Origin of the sequence: Martinezella hainanensis, from assembly GCF_900094555.1 — a bacterium.
In the GTDB taxonomy this organism is placed as follows: domain Bacteria; phylum Pseudomonadota; class Alphaproteobacteria; order Rhizobiales; family Rhizobiaceae; genus Rhizobium; species Rhizobium hainanense.
This window is the reverse complement of sequence record NZ_FMAC01000025.1, coordinates 1-14897: the sequence shown is the minus strand read 5'-3', so window position 1 is coordinate 14897 and position 14897 is coordinate 1. Positions and strand designations below refer to the sequence as shown.

Below are 14897 nucleotides of genomic sequence, written 5' to 3'. Positions count from 1 at the left end.
GCTATGGGTTGTAGGAATTGCCGCCCCAGAAGTGGCGGTTCTTGGTCCAGGGGCATTTGGCAATCCGCACCCGAACGACGTTCGGCAGGTGCGGATCGCGCACGGTGATGACGTAGGAAAGCGCATGCAATGGCAGAAACAGCAGGAACATGGCGAGGTTCTTCGTGTTGAGGAACGTCATGACGACGACCATCATCTCGCCGACGAAGAGACCGATCGGCACACCCCAGAATAGTCTCGGCCGTGTCAGACCGAGAACCAAGGGTGCCACCTCTGCCTTTGCCTGCCCCTCGCTCATCAGCCGCCCAATCCGGACGACATGGATTGCACGAGCTGGGCGCCACCGAAGATGAAGGCGATACCGACGATGATCGAAAAGCACCAGCTCCAGGGGATGCGGCTGGTCAGCGCCATATAGCCGACGGCAGCACAAGCGATCGTCGCCGCCGTCGTCGCAAAGGTCCCGGTCATGAAGTTCAGGAGTGTCGTAAACACCGAATTGATCGGCTGGAAAATATCGCCGGCGGCATAGGCAAGATCGGCATTGCCGACCGCGACAACGGCGGCAATGCCCGCCATTGCAACGGCATTGGTAATGATCGACCGCGGAGGGATTAAGGACCGGACGAGATCGTAAAGCTTTGCCTTCATGGGGGCTCCTGTTCTGGCTACTGCACGTAAAGGACCGAGCCGCCGATCCAGCTGTTCAGGCGGGCCTTGTCCGGTGTCTGATTGATGGGAATTGGCTTGTCGGAGGCCGTCGCAGTCGGCACGGTTGCCGCGAGCAGATCGACACCTGTCGTTTGGCTGCCTTCAACTGATGCGGATGACTTTGCCGCTCTGCTGCGGGCAGCAATCGCGTTGTCAAAGCCGTAATAGGCGTTGGTTACGCGCGCGGTGTAGGAGACGGTTTCGGCGATCGAGGGTATGCCGCGTGTGGCGATGATCCGGTTCTCGCCGGCATTGTAGGCAGCAACGACCAGCATGACGTTGCCACCGAACATCGTCATCAGATCCTTCAGATAGCTGACGCCGCCCCGGATGTTCTCGCGCGCGTCGCAAATATCGGCCACTCCGTACCGGACTGCCGTCGCCGGCATGAGTTGCATCGGACCGCGAGCTCCAGCCTTCGAATTGACGCGGGCTCCATAGCCGGACTCCTGACCCGCGACTGCCAATGCAAGCTTGGTGTCGGCCTGCTGGCGCGCGGCTTCGTCGAGGATCATTTGTTTGATCTGCTCAGGCGGCGTCTCGCCGTCCACGCACAGCGGTAGGGTGAGTGTCGCTTCTTGCGCCATTGCCAATGGGCCGAAGGCGACGGCTAGTGCTGCAGCCGCAAGGAGCCGCTTTAGTCGGTGATGATTTTGCGTTGCTGGAAAGCTTTTGTTCATCGCGCCCGTGTCCCCGGAGATCCTTGATCTGGCGGATCAAATCGGCTTGATTATTTTATATAACTGAATATCATGTCAATAGGATAAATAAACGGGAGCTAAAACGACATGGGCTTCTATCGAGCGGCCGCTCACCCATCTGTCGGCTCAATCGGGCTCAGTGTTTTGCGCGCCACCACGGTCCTGGTGGCAGTACTGCCGCCAGCAGCGGCGCGAGCCGATGACGCCCCATGGGGTTGTCAGGTCTTGCTGTGTGCAGCCTCGCAGAATCCCAGCTGGCACGGAGTTCCCTATTGCGTGCCGCCGATGACGAAGCTGATCGCCGCAATGAAACTGCCGGGTTTCTCATGGCCCATTTGTCCGGGAGCTGGCTCAGGTGCACCCGGTTACCAGCAATATGATGATTGTCCGGCCGGCTACAGCCCGGCCGAGGACATGTCCGGTCACGGCGGGGGCTCGCAATCTTCCTGCGTCAAACGCGCCGCGACGGCCGGCGGCCATGGCAATATCGGCGAAGCGATCGATCGTATCCCGCGCCCCCTGAAAAAAGACCCCTACTACTTCGACATCACCGGCTCTGGCGGGGAGAAGTCGAGGTTCTGGTTCGACCTACAGCTTTGATCCGCTGGCTTATGGAATGTTCGAAGAGGAGACATGTGATCATGGAGCATGACGATCCGAAGCTGATTGTGGCGTTCGACCCTGTGAAGCTCTTGGCTCCGGCCGTCGTCGGTCTTCTCCTTGCCGATGTCCTGCTCGGCTTCGTGCTTTCGATGCAGCTCAAGGCGGTGCTTGCTCATCCCTGGCAAAGCATCGGCTATACGGCCCTTATCCTGATCCTCTATGCGATCCTGATGGTGCTGAACGTTTGCGCCATCTGCGCGGTCGCGATCGGTGCCCTCTCTGCGGCTTTCTGCCTGATGCGATTCGTGTTTCGTGCCTGTGTCCTTCTGCTGATGCAGCCCGTCCGACTCGCTATGAACGGCTACCGCGTGATCGCTGCGACGGCTCACATGCCCCGAAAGAGGATTCCATGAATAGACGGTTGGGTAAAATTCTTGCGGGCGCGCTTCTTCTAGCCATGTCCGGGCATAGCGTTTTGGCACTGGACGGCGTCGCGCTCTCGTTGAAACTGACAGCCAAGGATGCAGAGCACGATCCGGATGGCGTATGGAGCGACCGGGACCTGGACAATATCCGCCAGACCTTTGGACCTCCAGACATCTATACCGCCCGGATCACGACGTCCAATGGCACCTGGTTGCTGTCGCAGACCAATGGCGATTGCAACATGCAGGGCATGTGTACGGCTCAGTTGGTGCTCATCGAACCGGGCAAGGCCCCGAAGCTGATGGCAAATCCGCAAATGCCGCTCGGAGGAACCGCGGTGCTGTCCCCGGACTTCAAAAAGATCAAAACATCCGAGATCGGCGAGAACGGTAGGCCACTTGCCGGCTCCTATGATGTGGAGCCGGTAAAATGAATAGTATGACATTGTCCTGTGCACCCGCTCGTTGGCGACCGAACCGAGCGGATGTCTTCGCCAATCTGGGGCTTGCTGTCGGGATGATGGCGACACTTGCTTTCGCGGGCGAAAGCGCTGTCAGCCTATTGAACGCCGGAATGCCTGCCGACTGCGCCGAGTACGCATCCAACGTCAGCCAGAGCGAAGGCAATTTCGACAGCATTTCTCCCGCGGTCAACGGCACCCGCTGTTACGGCGCCTTCCAGTTCTGCGACAGCGGAACCCTTCAACGCTATTGGAGCGGTAGCCGCGCCGATTTCCTTAGCCGCCCGTCCGCACAGGTTACCGCCTGGCAGAGCTACGAACGCAGTGAATGGGCGGCGGCTCAAAAAAACGGACTGACAAGCATGATCGGCCAACAGGTCTGCTATCAGGGTACCTGCGCGACCATCACCCAGTCGTCTATCCTGAAGGCATGCCAATTTGGCTGTGGTGCCGGTGGCAAGCTCGACAATCTTGCCAAGGCCGGCCTCGATTGCAACGCCGCCGGGACGCGAGACGGTGCGGGCACCAGTGTGTGTTCCTATCTGATCTCCGGTGCTGGTTATAATGTCGGCTGCATCACCAATTCCAATGATGGCATCGATTGCAGCCCGGTCGCCGCGGACAAGGTGTCGCAATGAGTGCCCGACCTCGGACCGCAGCGATGTCTGTCACCGCCATTGCCGCCATCTGGGCTTTTGGCACGTTGACGCCGGCGGTCCCCTCGTTCGCGCAGGCGACACAACAGACCTCCCGCACGTTTGCGGTGCCCGCGACTGGTCTGACGTTCCTCACCGGCGATAGCTGGCAGCAATCCGGACAAACCATGCGGCTCTACGGGGTTCAGGCCTGCCTGCGCGGCAGCACCTATACCGACAAAGCGGGTCAAAAGCAGGATTGTGGTGCCGTCTCGCTTGCGATGCTTGCCGCTATCGTCCGCGATACCAGGCCGACATGCGCTCCGGTCGTGCAGCTATCCACTGGAGCATCTTCGTCGATATCGCCTCAGGGATCACCCGGAATATCGACGATCCTCGTCATCTGCTCTGCCCATGTCGGGGGACATGTCCTTGATCTCGGAACCATCCTGATTACGCAAGGATTTGCCTTCGCGGCACTCACGAGTTCCGGAGCGTCAGTCTATCCGGCATACGCCGCCGAGGAAACGATCGCGCAGAGTTCGCGCGTCGGATTGTGGGCTTTTCCGGACATGCCGCATCCGAACCGGACGCTTCTATTCCAACCAGCCGGGGCGAAATAGCCGCCGTATCACGCTCAAACCAAGGGAGAATCACGTGTCAAAGAGTGCATCTGAACTAACCAACTACATCCAGTTCGTCGACGACGGCGCCCGTCTCAAAGGCAATCTCGCCTCGATTGCCTACGACTTCGATGTTTCGGGCGAAACATTTGCGAGCAACAATCCCAAGGCGCCGATCTATCGCCTGTTCGCCAAAAGTCCGAAGGGTAAGCCTGTCGAAATCGGTGGGATCTGGAAGAAGCAGAACCAGAGTGGCGGGGACTATTTTACCCTTGCGGTCAACACGGGCTATGGGAAGCTGAATGCCAATCTCGGCCGTTACCCCGGCCAGGATGATGAAGACCTGATGGCCGTTATTCCCTGGGATTGATCGACATGCTCGCTATCCCTGCCCATCTCGGCCTTGCCGTCCTGCTCTGCATCACGCCGTTTACCGCCGACGCGAAATCTCGGCTCAGGCATGCCACGTCGCACATCGAGGTCGTGTCGCGCAGCGTCAACGCCACCTTTTGTGAGAACAGTGCTTGCGAGCCCGTCTCCCTGCGCGTTCTAGCCGGCGACAGCTTCACTATGTATCGATGGGGCGATCACCGTGAGCCGGTTCGCATCGCCAACATCGACGCACCCCTTGCCAACGCAAACTGTATCGGTGAGCAGGCAAGCGCGCAGAGCGCGATCGACCGACTTGCCCAGTATCTCAACCAAGCCACGTTCACGATGGCGCGGCTCCATACTGACCCTTCCGGAACCATCGCATTCGTCTCGGTCAACCGACGGGATCTCGGCCACCTGCTCTCGCGTGATCGCGTCGTATGGCCATGGGAGCCCAGGCACCGCTCGTGGTGCTGACGGAGAAGGCATGGATGGCATTCATACCCAGGCCAAGGATTGGACCGGGAAGCTTCAGTTTACCGATACGAAGTCCTCATTGACCTCCGAGAATCTGTATGGGTCACTGCGCAGGTGGCATGCACGTCTGGTGGCTGGTGGATAAATCCTTGCATTTAGTGTTATAACGGATTGCCATGAACATTCCCGAAACGTTCAGCTTGGCAAGAGAAACAAATATTGCCTAATAAGTGCATAGTGCCATTGCGGCTGGGAACGCTGGATCCGCCGCAATGCCGCCATAACCGAACTGTTTGTGACTTGAGAAAATGACGTCAGAAGATCAAAAAGAACCGAGTCGCTGGTGGGAGCGGGAACATGACGCTAACCTCACCGAAACGCGCATTTTCATGTCGACCGAACAGTATGAAAAAATCGCACGCATGGCGACTGATCTGGAAGAGCGCATACCCATTTTGCTCGGAAAGTTGATTGCTGATTATTTCGACGCGGTCGAAAGCGGGCAATTACAAATTACACTGCCATCTCCCGCGCCCAGAGCGCCGCTAGAGAAAACAAAGGTTTCAGAACTTTGTGACCTCGTTTTATGGTCTCGCTTCCCTGGCGAAACGGGTGCGCATCGCTTCCGACAAATTGCTTTGCTGACAACGCTCGCTCACGAGCATGAGCTCGGCAAAAAGCCGACGGCATCGAGCATCGCGCGCATGGTGGACTCCCACTCCTCCCAGATAGACCTCATGGCCAAGCTTCTGGAAAAGCGTGGCGTCATTGATCGTGTCCACACACCCTCGATCCGTCCGGGTGTGTTTGGAAAAGTGCTATACATTAAGCCTGACGCTGCCGCCGGCCTGAAGAACGCTCATCTTCTGGAGACGAATTTGCCCCTTGAGGTGCAAGAGTCTGAATAGCCCGCAGGGCGTTCTCCATCGCTGCTTCATTTGGCAAGCGCCCGTCTTCGTAATGCTTCTGCACGGCATTCTTCACCGCTTCCAGATCGGTTTCGCGGATTTTGGCCCTGTCGCTCGAGAAGGCGTGAAACATCAACCTGGTCAATGCGTTCAGTGTTTCCCCTTCTCCCTCAAGTAGGGAAAGTAGGGACAACAATGTTTCCTCACAGGCTCGATCGATCTCGGGCAATGCGGGCTTTAGCTGAGCCCGGTCCGGGACACTTGCATGTTCGTGGTCGTCTCTCCACGTTCCTTTCTCGATCCTGATCGCATAGCCCCAGGCGTTTACGCCGGCGCGCTTGACCTGGTCGACTTCGTTGATGGTTCCAGCGATCTGCCTGCCTTCTAGGAAGCACTGAGCCGCATATTCGGCGAACGTCGCATATGCTCCCTGCTCACGCGCAAACTCGTCCAGCAAAAAGCCCATGTGGCTCAAATGGCTGCGGCCGCGATAGTGGATTTCGCGGTGAATTGAATCGATAATCATAAGCCTCTCACTTTAAAACCTATCCAATGCCCTATTTGCTAAGTCCTAGGGGCTTGGCGCTATCATTGATTGTGCAAAAAAGCTCGGTAGTATATGAAATCTAGCGAAACAATGCGAAATTAACGCCGGTATGCCATTGTTAAAGAATGGAAAATTATTTCTTCCCCCGCCGAAAGACGGGAGTGACTTCAAGGAAATTTTCAAGCGAATGGTTGCGGCCGGAGCGGGTCGGCAACTAGGCAGCGATAGTTTTCCTGCAGGGCCGTGGACGCCGGAGCTTCTTGCCGAGGCGATTTCACAGATCGATTCGAATCGGGTTGGGGTGGATCTGCGAACGGTACAGCTCTGGTTTCAAGAAAACGAGAAAGGGATCAGCGCGGCAAACATCCGTTGGTTGGCAAGGGTTTTTGGATGTGATGATCCGATCGCAACCAGCGAATGGCAGATAGAGCTTGGCGAGGCGCAATCAAGGTTCACGGCAAAGAGACGCGCAGCGAAGAGCGCGAGAAACGGCGCCAACATTGCGGCCGGGGCTTTGGAAGTGCCATCAACTGCTATCGTCGATGATGCAACAGGGGCGCCGACGGAGTTGGCGCGGAAGACCGATTTCAAGCGAGCGAAGCGGCATCGCGGCCTGGCGCTGAGATCGGAAGCGCTTTTTAGCCGTGGATCTCCTTTGAATTTGCCGGCGTCCGTATTTGCCGGAGCCTCAGCTCTTGGATTTCTTTCGTATATTTTGGGAATTCACAGCGCTATCTATGGGCGGTCTGATGGCGTCTTTAAACAGGTTGGGTTTCTTTGGGCACCGAATTGGACATTCCTCTTCATGGTGCTTCTGCCACTGTTTTTTTGGCTCGTGACGGAGCTGCTTGCTTTTTGGAAAGGTGAAGGCCGCCTAAAGCTTTTAGCGCGAGGCGACGGGATGAAAAGCGACCATGATTGGGAGGTCAATGTCGAGGCTTCTTCCTATTCATATTGGGCGGTCTTTCTGATTTGTGTGTTGTTCGCTGGTCTTTTCCAATGGATCGGCGTGTGTTTGATCCCATTGCTGAAAGGTGGTGGCAACGACGCAATAAGTTGGGGGTCTCTAGCTATTGTACGTCCTGAAGTTATATCGGTACATATGTCGATCCTATTCACGGCGCTTGCATATCTATACATGTGCCTATGCTTCTATCTATTCTTCGTGGGCCTCATTTTGCTTCACACGATGGTCCACGATCTTTGGAGGATTGGTGAGGCATCGACGAACTGGCTGGGGATGGAATATCGAAGCGAGCTCAATGAAGTCGGCATCCGGCTGATGCGCGGGATATTTCGGTGTACGGTTTTGGGTGTTCTGGTCGCCATATGCATGAAGGCCCAGAGCTCTTATTTGACATCGGACCGACAGAACATTGTGGCTTGGTTTACCGGCGATATGTCGTCAGCCTTCTACCAGCAGGCAGAAGTCAGCAACCGGTTCGGGTATCGAATGCCGACGCATTACAGTAGCCTTCTTGTTGCTATTTCGACCTGTGTAGTTTTTCTGTATGGTTCCATCCGCTTAGGTGGCGGAAGTCGATTTCATGTGCCTTTGTGGAAGATGTCGGCCGTCGTAGGGCTACTTTTTGCCAGCTACTTGCTAATCGATGCATTTGCCGGCTTTTCGATCCTCTTGAGCATTGGAGTGCTCCTTGGGATATACGGCCTCTGCGATCCAGGGTTCGGGCACCGTCAATCGAGTGAGATAGGAAATCAGCGTGTATCATAGTTGGCTGGATCGTTGGGATGAGCGGCGGGCGCAGCGCGGCGAGCAAGGGAAGGAAAGAACGGCCTTCGTTCTCGACGCGGACCGCGCCTTCCCGGGCGCCAAGGCGACGACGAATCTCGAGGAGTTCTGCGCTCTTGCGGGCCAAGCTGCCGCGGATCCCTCCTTCTTCGATGAGCCGAACCAAAGCAATGAAGGATTTCAAAGGCAGGACGGGTGGCTCAAATTTCCGTCGAGCATGACGACTGACGTCGAAGAGAACAATGTCGTATGGGCGAAAATCACGGAAAGTGGGTCTCTCGATCGGGTGATGGTAATTTTTCACCATTGGAATGCGAGCGCCCGAAATCGCCAGATTGCCGACTTTTTCTCAAAACGTGGGATCACCGTTGTTGAGATCGCCATGCCTTATCACTTCGAGCGCAGCCGTCCGGGTGCGGTGCACGCCGACTACATGCTGAGCGCCAATCTCGGCCGAACGATCCAGTCCCTAAGACAGGCAGTATGGGATGGCCGAAAGCTCATTCGATGGTTGAAGAGCGAAGGTTATCGAGAGATTTCGGTTCTCGGGATGAGTTTAGGCTCATGGGTCGGAGGGTTGATCGCTGCGCACGATGCGAATGTGTCGAAAGCCTCATTGTTCCTTACCGGTGGAAGCCTCGCCGATATGGTTTGGACGGGACGCGCGACACGATCGATACGTGAGAGCCTTGAGCCTGAGATTACGTTGCCTGATCTCCGTAGGGCCTGGGGCGTGCTCAATCTGGAGAATTACGCAGGAAATCTCGCGCGACCAAGTCTTGCTCTTCATGTCGTGCTGGCTAAGAGAGACAAGGTGGTTGTGCCAGAATTGTCGGAGAGATACATCCAGAGACTGAAGGATGCCGGCGCTCGGCCCAATATTTTGGAACTTAACTGTGGACACTATTCGCTTGCGACGCCGCCTTACATATTGTGGGCCGGTCTGAGCTTGAAGCGGTTTGTGGCTGGATCCGACAAATCGAACAAGGCAGATCCTTAGATGAGGGTTTCATGTCGAGGTCGTTGAGGCTTCCAGAAAATCTCCCTGGCAGAGGCATTAAACGGTACGCGAAGGCGGTGCGTAGCAACAGGATGCGGATCAAAGACCTTCAAGAGGTCACAGCCGTCGCGTGAAAAATCCTGACTGGACCGCGTCGTCGCTAGAGGAGATTGGGAGGTCCTGCGCCACAAGTTGGTACCGGCGACTTTCACGGGTGGAGCAGTTTTACTTCGCATCTTGATGTCGGGCGTCCCAACTCGGCAAGACGTCTAAAGCGATTGAAATAGCTCTCAGTGAACTTTCGAAGATGGAAGAGGCGACATAAATTTGGTTGTATTTTTGACATATTAACAATCCAAGAATGTATTTTCTGGCATAATCCAGTTTATGGAACTCGCTAGTCACTATCCAACGAAGGTTCCTGCCCGACGCCGCACATTGGCTTGGTCTGCCAGACCGTTCACGAGTTGGACAAGAAGCCGCTCGACAACGTATCTGCTGACGGGTTTGGCCACGACTGGTTTGGCTTTGGAGCCGCATAAGGCCGGCGCCTCCAACATGGCTACATGCGTGCCTAAAGAATGGCACGCACGCCGATTCACTTGCAGTCTATCGTCCGTCGAGGTCGTGTCGGTGTAGGAAGTCCGAGAGAAGGTCCGCAATCTTCAAATTGTTCAGGTCCGAAAATGGGAAATGCGTGTTTCCACGTATGCCAATAGCAGGCAAGTGCAGTATTTCGGCCCGACCTCCATGTCGGTTAATGGCGTCCACGAAAGCACGAGCATCCCTGAACGATTGCGTCCAAAGAGGGACCTGATCCAGATTATCCCCGTACACAAGCTGAATCGGTATCTTCGTCAACTTTAAGAACTCTTGCAGGGGCACGGTATGGCTCGGCTGCAGAGGACCTGTATCTGGGGGCAGTTCGCCTTCTGGGAATTGAAAATTTGTTGGTTCGTACGCAACAATCCCTTTAACCTTCCCACTCTTCATTGCTGCGCCCCAGCCTTGATTGGCGCCGCCCGAATGTGTGACCAATACGACGGGGCCGATTTCGTCCGCCAGGTCCGCAACCGCACCTGTATTTAGGTCGTACGCCTCGCCAGCTCCGGTCCAATCTAGCCTGTCCCCTCCCGTGCCGTGTAACGTTCCGAGGCGCCAAAACTGGTTGATCGATGCCGGATCCTGCGCAAACTGGCCACCCGGAAAAAACTGTGGCGACTCAGGGGGACTCCAGATGCCCAGGCGCAATATGTTGAACTGAATCGACTCGGTTGGGAGCGGATCGGGCAGAGCAACAGAGCCCTTAGAAGCACGCCCAGCGCGGGCCTGACGCGGCTGATCGATGATATAAACACTATATCCTCGCCGTAGAAAGATAGACCGATATCCCTCTCGACCGTCGGGTGTAGATTCATACTGCGATCCGCTCAAGCCAGCGCCATGCCACAATACCAAGGGATATCGACGGGCGTTCGGAGGAATCTGGTATTGAACATACCCGTGATCACAATGATATGTATCGCCGTTCTCTGCTGTGAGAACTGTGCCTGCAAAGGCAAAACTCCCCTGCCCCTTTAGCACGAGTGCCTGCTCTACCTGATCCAGCTGCTCGGGATTTTGGTAATCTTGGTCCATATTTGCTCCACTTATAACAGTTAGTTCAAGAATCCGGTGTGCGAGAATTCAGTAAACCCGGATCGCATCATGTAACTGGCTGCTTATATTTCGGTGAGCTCGTTGAAGCTTCACTTTGGGCGCGGGAAATACGCTTCTACAGGTATGCAATTCGCTTCTTTGGCGGAATGGGCTTTTGAGCTCATCGTCTTTTCTCGATGAAAATAGCTAGCCAATGACGGTGTAGCACGGCCAGCGGACCCATCATAGGTAGTGGTTCTTATGTGATGAATATTTATTCGGATCGCGATTATTCTCTTCGTAATTAGTACAATGACAGGTCCTTACAACGTCCGCGGCAGTTCAGAGACTGCCTGCTGCGAAGTCGCAGACATGGGCCATCTCGATACCGGCATCCAAACCCGGCCAGCCCATAATGGTCCACTACTGCGTCGCAACCGAGCACAGGGCCAGCGATTTGCGGAAGGTCAATTGGAGTGAGCTCGTGAAAACGCGATCGGCCCGGGTTATCGACCGATTGATGACATCTAACGCATAATCCGGCGAAGCTTGAGGCCATATTGGTGACTGCCATCGCAGGGAATATTCCTGATTTGATAGTCGACCGGACGATGATCCTCGACCTGCAGTCTGTAGCTCGATCCAAGGCCTGCAAAGGTTGATGGTTGGTTTGAGGAGCGCGAGTCTCGCCGCTCTTTTACAAACGGCGTCGAGAGGGACATGTCGCCTCCGGGACTAAATTCAACTTGTTGCGGACTAGCTTGCTCGGCATGATATGGGATCTTGCCCTGTGCTGAAAAGCGTCGGAGCCAGCTTCTGGTGGATCACTCGCGCTCAAAATACATGCGTCTCCAGCGCGGTTTCGCGCCTCTCGTGAAAGCCTAGCTGAAGCTACGGCGGATTCCGAATTGATCGAGCTTGCGGTAAAGGGTAGGACGCGAAATTTTCAGCTTTAAAGCAACTCGGCTCAAGTTGCCGTGCTCAACCGAAAGTGCTTCGCGTAGGGCCTGCTCTTCGGCATTGCCGACATTGCAAGGATTTTCGGTGCGCATTTTGCCCACCGGGAAGGATTTCACGACGGGCGTCACGCACTCCTGAGGCGACGTGATCTCGCGTGGCAGATCCGCTACGCCTATTTGTTCGCCTCCCACAAGCACATGCAATCGTTCGACCAGATTTTTCAATTCACGCACATTGCCTGGCCAACTATATGCGAGAAGCGCATCTACGGCATTTGCATCAAAGAGAAGCGGCTCGGTGCCGGTCCTTTCAGCGATCTTGCGACTGAAATGGTCCAGCAGGAGAGCGACATCACCTTCTCTCTCTCGTAACGGAGGAACGTTAACTACAACCGCTCCGATCCGATAGTATAGATCGCGCCGGAAGCGACCGGCCGCAACCTCTTGTTTTAGGTCGCGGTTCGTCGATGCGATCAAACGCACATCGACAGGTCGGCCGCGACTGTCTCCCAGGCGATGGACCACACGCTCTTCCAAGACCCTTAGCAGGAAAGGCTGAATATCGAGCGGCATCTCGCCAATCTCGTCAAGACAGAGGACCCCTCCGTTGGCTAGCTCGAATGCCCCTGCTTTCCCGTCACGGCTCGCACCCGTAAAAGCTCCGGCGACATGACCGAATAGCTCGCTACCGAATAGTTCCCGCGTGATTGCACCGCAATTAAGAGCAATGAACGGGGCATTCTTTGAACCACGGCTGATAAGATGAACCAGCTGAGCGAAAAGCTCTTTGCCGACGCCCGTTTCGCCCTCGATGAGCAATGATGTAACTTCGCTTGACTGAGCTACCCTGCACGCAATGTCTATGGCGGTGAGCATTGCCTCGCTTTGACCGACGATCAGGTCCGTTGCCTCGCGTGACGGCCATCGTGGGCGGCGGGGGGCGGGTATGGCTTCACCCCGCATCCCTGCTGGGACAACAAGGGCGGCGCCGCGAAAATCGCCATCCAGAGTTAAAGGCTTTATGTGGCAGGACCGTAAACGATCAGGAAGCGCCTCCGTGAGTTCCGCAAATGTGTGGGTGCCACCTGCCGGCAGGAGACGCTGGCCCACCCCTGTAGATAATGAATTGGGAAACTCATCTCGGCTCTCGGCGGAGACATTATTGCAGTATACCGCTCGTCCAAGATGATCGACGATTATCAGCCCGTCTACACGGCGGTAAAATGGGGCCTGTGCTATGAAGGCTTCGAGCAGGCGTGTGCGCTGCTCATTCTGGTGAGCGACTAGCGCTTTCTCAATCTCTCGCGCCGCTGCTGCGACCAGCACAGTGTTATGGGGTCGGAAAATGTCCGGGTGCCCGGAAAGATCTACCACGCCGATAATTTTTCCGTCGAAGGGATCGCGGATCGGGGCGCCGGCACAGGTCCACGATTTGATGCCTGCGCAGAAGTGTTCCGCTGCATGCACGTAGACCGGTTCTCCAGTGCAAAGCGCGGTGCCGATGCCATTGGTTCCTGCGACTTCCTCTGTCCATTTTCCACCGATAGCAAGGTGAATATCCATTCCGTCATGGATCGTGCGCTTATCACCAATCGCGTCGATCAATACACCGTTCTCGTCTGCCAGCACCAGCATGGCACCTGTTCCGTCGAGAAGGCTTCCAACGATCGAAAAGGAACGATGCGCCGCCGTCAGCAGTTCAGTGCTGGAGCGCGTGAGGTGTTCAATATCATCCTTGCCACAGAAGAGAGGGGCTTCACGCCCCTGCGCATCGATGCCGCCGGTCAAGCAACGCTTCCAGGAATCATGAATCAAGCCTCTGACCGGAAACTGTCGACGAGCCAACTCATCTTCTCCAGCCAACAGTTCCTCCCAGGCGGACATCGTCTTGTGCTCGTCATAATCACCCGTCAGCGTAAGCAATGGTGTAGCTTTTTCCTCTGAAGACATCCCGAGCGCATGATCCTTTCTTTGTTGGCCGATCAATCAAAGAGATAGTTTCCGCAGAAGCGATGCAAGGTCTGGCGTCTAGGGCCTCTTCCCGAAACGGCGACGCAGACTACCCGTCAACTCCCAAGACCGAGCCAAGCTCCTGCGCGAGCCGCTCTTCACTATAGTCCGGCGCGATCGTCCTACCGTCGAAATCACAAAGCGCTGCTATGAGGGTTTCATCCAGTGGCGAGATGAAGCCGTTCTCCTTCGTGGCGAGCACAAAGGCTTCGATGCCATTTCTTCGCCGGATCTCACCGAGATACTGAATTTGCCGCCCGGTATTTCTATCCACGATGACGACGCGACCGTTCAGGCTAATGCGAACATAGGGAGAAGCCACCTCTGCAGAAGTGCTTCCGGCGCCCGTATGGTGAATGATGAGGCCTAGTGGCTTCGGAGGCTCTGGTCGGGCCAGCCTGTTTGCCGAATAGGCGCCATTGCTGATCTGATCGGCAAGGCGTGTGATAACGGAGCGATTGCGCTCTATCAATTGCTTGATCTCGGCGTCCTCACGCCTCGGCCCATCTCGTTTCGAGATTATCTCGACCATCGAACCTCCTCCCAAAGATTTCGTTGGCCGGAGCGACTTTCGATCGCTCCCTGCAGGATGCATAACGCAGCCGTTGCTGCGGCACTCTCACCTAACTTAGCAAATCGCAGTATCGATGGGTAGTAACAGGTTGCTACAGACGGCAGAAATCTATGCAGGCGGCCGAAAACAAGATCGAGGCGGCAGCTGTCTCGCCGCAGCAGGGACATTTCAACGTCCTGCGGCGTGTTTTTGCGCAGGTTGCCTTCCCCATCCGGGGATGGGGAAGGCGGTATTATTGTCAGAGGCGATCGAAGCGATCGGCGTTCATGACCTTGGCCCAGGCTGCGACGAAGTCGTGCACGAACTTTGCCTTGTTGTCGTCCTGAGCATAGACCTCGGCATAGGCGCGCAGGATCGAGTTCGAGCCGAACACCAGATCTGCACGGGTTGCCGTCCATTTCACCGCGCCCGAGCTACGGTCCACGATCTCATAGAGGTTGGCCGCCTTCGGGACCCACTTGTAGGCCATGTCGGTCAGGTTGACGAAGAAGTCGGTGGTCAGC

17 protein-coding genes and 1 pseudogene are annotated in these 14897 nt (G+C 56.0%); 10 read left to right on the top strand and 8 right to left on the bottom strand.

Annotated features, from left to right (window positions below):
* Position 1: 1 nt before the first annotated feature.
* The 3 genes from GA0061100_RS33520 to GA0061100_RS33510 are packed head-to-tail and all read right to left on the bottom strand — an operon-like array spanning position 2 to position 1391.
* On the bottom strand, positions 2-298 hold the full coding sequence (locus GA0061100_RS33520) for a VirB3 family type IV secretion system protein (RefSeq protein ID WP_075857176.1): 297 nt from the start codon (positions 296-298) through the stop codon (positions 2-4).
* Entirely contained in the window at positions 298-651 is a 354-nt protein-coding gene (locus tag GA0061100_RS33515) for a TrbC/VirB2 family protein (RefSeq protein ID WP_075857175.1), read from the bottom strand. The genes GA0061100_RS33520 and GA0061100_RS33515 overlap by 1 nt, the downstream gene beginning before the upstream one ends.
* Positions 652-668: 17 nt before the next feature.
* On the bottom strand, positions 669-1391 hold the full coding sequence (locus GA0061100_RS33510; RefSeq protein WP_075857174.1) for a lytic transglycosylase domain-containing protein: 723 nt from the start codon (positions 1389-1391) through the stop codon (positions 669-671).
* Positions 1392-1697: 306 nt separating this feature from the next.
* On the opposite strand from GA0061100_RS33510, the gene GA0061100_RS33505 reads away from it, so the two are divergent.
* From GA0061100_RS33505 to GA0061100_RS34585, 8 genes are all read left to right on the top strand, one after another.
* Positions 1698-2012: a hypothetical protein gene (locus GA0061100_RS33505; protein ID WP_244558028.1), complete on the top strand. Its 315-nt coding sequence runs from the start codon at positions 1698-1700 to the stop codon at positions 2010-2012.
* 41 nt (positions 2013-2053) lie between these two features.
* On the top strand, positions 2054-2428 hold the full coding sequence (locus GA0061100_RS33500) for a hypothetical protein (protein WP_075857173.1): 375 nt from the start codon (positions 2054-2056) through the stop codon (positions 2426-2428).
* Positions 2425-2874, top strand: a complete 450-nt coding sequence (locus GA0061100_RS33495) for a hypothetical protein (protein ID WP_075857172.1) — start codon at positions 2425-2427, stop codon at positions 2872-2874. The genes GA0061100_RS33500 and GA0061100_RS33495 overlap by 4 nt, the downstream gene beginning before the upstream one ends.
* Positions 2871-3539 carry an acyltransferase gene (locus GA0061100_RS33490; protein WP_075857171.1) on the top strand — a complete coding sequence of 223 codons (669 nt, stop codon included), beginning with the start codon at positions 2871-2873 and terminating at the stop codon, positions 3537-3539. The genes GA0061100_RS33495 and GA0061100_RS33490 overlap by 4 nt, the downstream gene beginning before the upstream one ends.
* Before the next feature lie 23 nt (positions 3540-3562).
* Positions 3563-4159: a thermonuclease family protein gene (locus tag GA0061100_RS33485; protein ID WP_075857170.1), complete on the top strand. Its 597-nt coding sequence runs from the start codon at positions 3563-3565 to the stop codon at positions 4157-4159.
* Between the two features lie 34 nt (positions 4160-4193).
* Positions 4194-4529 (top strand): DUF736 family protein, encoded by a 336-nt coding sequence (locus GA0061100_RS33480; RefSeq protein ID WP_075857169.1) that lies wholly within the window; start codon positions 4194-4196, stop codon positions 4527-4529.
* A gap of 5 nt (positions 4530-4534) precedes the next feature.
* Positions 4535-5008: a nuclease gene (locus GA0061100_RS33475; protein WP_143525614.1), complete on the top strand. Its 474-nt coding sequence runs from the start codon at positions 4535-4537 to the stop codon at positions 5006-5008.
* Positions 5009-5316: 308 nt separating this feature from the next.
* Positions 5317-5916, top strand: a complete 600-nt coding sequence (locus GA0061100_RS34585) for a hypothetical protein (protein ID WP_143525613.1) — start codon at positions 5317-5319, stop codon at positions 5914-5916.
* On the opposite strand, the gene GA0061100_RS33465 is transcribed toward GA0061100_RS34585, so the two are convergent.
* A complete protein-coding gene (locus GA0061100_RS33465; RefSeq protein WP_075857166.1) occupies positions 5834-6442 on the bottom strand; it encodes a hypothetical protein in 609 nt (202 codons plus the stop codon). The two genes, GA0061100_RS34585 and GA0061100_RS33465, sit on opposite strands and share 83 nt — an antisense overlap.
* 136 nt (positions 6443-6578) lie before the next feature.
* Here GA0061100_RS33465 and GA0061100_RS33460 point away from each other — a divergent pair, with 136 nt between their 5' ends.
* Together GA0061100_RS33460 and GA0061100_RS33455 are read left to right on the top strand one after the other, a co-directional pair.
* A complete protein-coding gene (locus tag GA0061100_RS33460; RefSeq protein ID WP_075857186.1) occupies positions 6579-8195 on the top strand; it encodes an RcgA family putative transporter in 1617 nt (538 codons plus the stop codon).
* The gene (locus tag GA0061100_RS33455) at positions 8185-9213 is read left to right on the top strand and encodes an alpha/beta fold hydrolase (RefSeq protein WP_075857165.1); all 1029 of its coding nucleotides are present in this window, start codon (positions 8185-8187) and stop codon (positions 9211-9213) included. The genes GA0061100_RS33460 and GA0061100_RS33455 overlap by 11 nt, the downstream gene beginning before the upstream one ends.
* 609 nt (positions 9214-9822) lie before the next feature.
* On the opposite strand, the gene GA0061100_RS33450 is transcribed toward GA0061100_RS33455, so the two are convergent.
* The 4 genes and pseudogenes from GA0061100_RS33450 to GA0061100_RS33435 form a co-directional block, all read right to left on the bottom strand.
* Positions 9823-10851: an alpha/beta hydrolase gene (locus GA0061100_RS33450; protein ID WP_075857164.1), complete on the bottom strand. Its 1029-nt coding sequence runs from the start codon at positions 10849-10851 to the stop codon at positions 9823-9825.
* A gap of 881 nt (positions 10852-11732) precedes the next feature.
* Positions 11733-13796 (bottom strand): sigma-54-dependent Fis family transcriptional regulator, encoded by a 2064-nt coding sequence (locus GA0061100_RS33445; protein WP_244558027.1) that lies wholly within the window; start codon positions 13794-13796, stop codon positions 11733-11735.
* Positions 13797-13869: 73 nt separating this feature from the next.
* Positions 13870-14352: a hypothetical protein gene (locus GA0061100_RS33440; protein ID WP_075857163.1), complete on the bottom strand. Its 483-nt coding sequence runs from the start codon at positions 14350-14352 to the stop codon at positions 13870-13872.
* A gap of 280 nt (positions 14353-14632) precedes the next feature.
* Positions 14633-14897: pseudogene (locus GA0061100_RS33435) on the bottom strand (catalase-peroxidase); the annotation flags it as partial.